The 3156-nt window shown below is 40.8% G+C and carries 1 protein-coding gene and 1 pseudogene; one reads left to right on the top strand and one right to left on the bottom strand.

Features of this window, described 5'->3' with window-relative positions:
• The coding region (gyrA, locus tag KH943_RS09725) for a DNA topoisomerase (ATP-hydrolyzing) subunit A (RefSeq protein WP_304110389.1) at positions 1-2335 on the top strand (2335 nt) is incomplete at its 5' end.
• 105 nt (positions 2336-2440) lie between these two features.
• Here gyrA and KH943_RS09720 read toward each other — a convergent pair.
• Positions 2441-3156, bottom strand: a pseudogene (locus KH943_RS09720) (helix-hairpin-helix domain-containing protein); the annotation flags it as partial.

Here is a 3156-nt window from a genome sequence, read left to right as displayed (position 1 = left end):
TAACTTTGGTTCAATTGATGGAGATGCACCTGCGGCGATGCGTTATACCGAAGTTCGTATGCAAAAAATCACGCAAGAATTGCTCACTGATTTAGACAAGGAAACTGTGGATTTTTCGCCAAACTATGATGGCAAAGAAATGATTCCCGATGTACTCCCAACCAAAATTCCAGCCTTGTTAGTCAATGGTTCATCAGGGATTGCGGTGGGTATGGCAACAAACATTCCACCTCACAATTTAAATGAAGTGTTAGATGGTTGCTTGGCATATATCGAAAATGAAGAGATTTCAATTGATGAGTTGATGCAATATATTCCTGGTCCAGATTTCCCAACAGGAGCATTAATCAATGGTCGTAAAGGAATTATTGATGCGTATCAAACTGGGCGTGGAAAAGTTTACGTACGTGCAAAAGCAAGCATTGAAACCACAGATAAAGGTCGCGAACATATTGTTGTGACGGAATTACCTTATCAAGTGAATAAAGCAAAATTGATTGAGAAAATTGCTGAACTCATTAAAGATAAGAAAATTGAAGGCATTAGTAAAATTGATGATTATTCGGATAAAAAAGGGATCTCAATTGTTATCGAAGTAAAACGAGATGCAGTAGCAGAAGTGGTGTTAAATCATCTTTATTCACTCACGCAAATGCAAGTGACCTTTGGTATCAATATGGTAGCACTAGACAACGGTCAGCCAAAAGTATTAAACCTCAAACAGATTATCGCAGCGTTCATTAAACATCGCCGCGAAGTGGTGACGCGCCGTACTATTTTTGAATTGCGAAAATCTCGCGAACGTGCGCATATCTTAGAAGGTTTGGCGATTGCATTAGCTAATATCGATCCTGTTATTGCCTTAATCCGTAATTCAAAAACGGTAGAAGAAGCACGTGAAGGCTTGCTTTCTCGCTCTTGGGCACTAGGTAATGTAGCTGCAATGTTAGATGCAGCAGGTGTTGATGCCTCTCGTCCTGAAGATCTACCTAAACATTTAGGCGTGCGTGATGGCGAATATTACCTTTCTGAAGCGCAAACTCGTGCAATTTTAGAATTACGCTTACACCGTTTAACAGGTTTAGAGCACGAAAAAATTGTTGATGAATACAAAGAATTACTCACTGAAATTGCGGAATTATTACATATCTTAAATAGTGCAGATCGCTTAATGGAAGTGATCCGTGAAGAGCTAGAAGCCGTAAAAGCAGGTTTTGGTGATGAACGCCGTACAGAAATTACGGCAGCCTCAGGCGATATCAATCTTGAAGATTTAATCGCTCAAGAAGATGTAGTGGTAACCCTTTCTCACGCAGGTTATGTGAAATATCAACCGCTTTCAGACTATGAAGCACAGCGTCGTGGCGGTAAAGGTAAATCAGCGACGAAGATGAAAGAAGATGACTTCATCGAAAAATTATTGGTAGCGAATACCCACGATACCATCCTTTGCTTCTCAAGCCGTGGTCGTTTATATCAATTGAAAGTGTATCAATTACCGCAAGCAAGCCGTGGGGCACGTGGTACGCCAATTGTGAATATTCTACCGCTTGTAAAAGAGGAAAATGAACGTATTACCGCAATTTTACCAATTCCAAACGGTGAGTTCTCGACAGATAAATTCGTCTTTATGGCAACTGCAAGTGGCGTAGTAAAAAAAGTTGCATTAGACGCATTTAGCAATGTGCGTGCGAACGGTCTCATTGCCCTAACACTACGCGATGGCGATGAACTTATCGGTGTTGATATTACCAACGGCGAAAGCGAAATTATGTTGTTCTCTGCGCAAGGCCGCGTGGTTCGCTTTAAAGAAAAGGCCGTGCGAGCAATGGGACGAACTGCAACAGGGGTTCGTGGTATTAAACTGGTAACCACAGAAATTAGTGACGAAATTGAAGAAGCGGAAATTATTGATATCGAAAGTGAAGAGAGTGAGGAAAGCATCAATCTCAACACCGATAAAGTGGTTTCTCTTGTGATTCCACGTATAGAAGGTGAGATTCTAACCGTTACTCAAAACGGCTACGGTAAACGTACTGCATTAACGGAATACCCTGTGAAATCCCGTGCAACTAAAGGGGTAGTTTCTATCAAAGTGAACGAGCGTAATGGTAAAGTAGTTGCAGCAGTTCAAGTAAAAGAAGACAACCAAATTATGTTGATTACCGATGCGGGCACATTAGTTCGTACTCGAGTTTCAGAAGTCAGCCTCGTTGGTCGTAACACCCAAGGGGTTCGCATTATTCGCACCGCAGAAGACGAGCAAGTCGTAAGCCTTGAACGTATTTGTGATGTAGATGATGAAGAATCTGAGGAAGTTTTATCGGAAAAATAAAAGCATAAATGTGGCATAATACTTGTAGTTTAATTTTGTCTACTATGCTCATTTAATGCGCTGCAAAAGAAAAGCTCATTTCAAACGAAATGAGCTTTTTTCATATTATTTCATTAAATCAATAAACTCTTGTTCAGATAACACTTTCACACCCAACTCTTGTGCTTTGATTAATTTCGAACCCGCTTTTTCACCTGCAATTAGGTAATCCGTTTTACTTGAAACTGAACCAGAAACCTTACAACCTAAGCCTTGCAATAACGCTTTGGCTTGATCACGGGTTAATTGACTTAATGTACCCGTTAATACCACATTTTTATCTTTGAGTGGATTGTCCGCAATTTCCACTTTTTCGACCACTTGCCAATGGATACCTTGGGCTTGTAAATCTTCTACGACGGCGACATTATGCGGCTCTTTCCAGAATGAAACGATACGATTTGCCACCACTTCACCCACATCTTGCACCTCTTGCAATTGCTCAAAGGTTGCCACTTGGATTGCCTCAAGCGTGCCAAAATGGTTAGCCAAATTCAACGCTGTTGATTCACCTACATCACGAATACCCAATGCAAAAAGGAAACGAGGCAAGGTAGTTTGTTTCGCTTTTTCTAGACTATTCAGGACATTCTGAGCTGATTTTTCGCCCATTCGCTCTAATCGCATCAAGATCGTTTTATCGAGCTTAAACAGATCTGCAGGCGTTTTAATCAATTCACTTGCCATCAATTGCTCGATCAACTTATCGCCCACACCTTAAAAATCCATTGCTTTACGATAAAAGAAGTGTTTTAAAGACTCTTTGAGTTGGGCTTCGCAGA

Origin of the sequence: Haemophilus parahaemolyticus (assembly GCF_018373095.1) — a bacterium.
Lineage (GTDB): Bacteria > Pseudomonadota > Gammaproteobacteria > Enterobacterales > Pasteurellaceae > Haemophilus_A > Haemophilus_A parahaemolyticus_A.
The sequence above is the reverse complement of the archived record's forward strand: the minus strand, read 5'-3'. Positions and strand labels throughout refer to the sequence as shown.